The sequence below is a fragment of the Virgibacillus sp. 7505 genome, from assembly GCF_002272135.1.
Classification (GTDB): domain Bacteria; phylum Bacillota; class Bacilli; order Bacillales; family Amphibacillaceae; genus Terribacillus.
This window is the reverse complement of record NZ_NPBF01000279.1, coordinates 1-241: the sequence shown is the minus strand read 5'-3', so window position 1 is coordinate 241 and position 241 is coordinate 1. Positions and strand designations below refer to the sequence as shown.

At 45.2% G+C, this 241-nt stretch carries 1 pseudogene; it reads right to left on the bottom strand.

The annotated features are described in order from the left end of the window. Nucleotides 1-241, bottom strand: a pseudogene (locus CHH91_RS20990) (hypothetical protein); the annotation flags it as partial.

The window sequence follows — 241 nt, the reverse complement described above, 5'->3', positions numbered from 1 at the left end:
TCGGTTGCAATTCCAAGTTTTCATCTTGTTCAATTAAGCGGTCGTATATATTGGCACCGACACGCCAATTGATGACAATGTTCTGTGTATGGGGGTCAAGTGGACGAATGTCGGTTGCTATGCCGTATTCAATAAAGCGATTTTCTTCACTGGGACTCTGGCTTGCATCATTGGTGCATGCGCCTAAAGCCAATACAGTGGCAATAGACGTAGCTATGGCTAACTTCGTGATGTGTGGCAT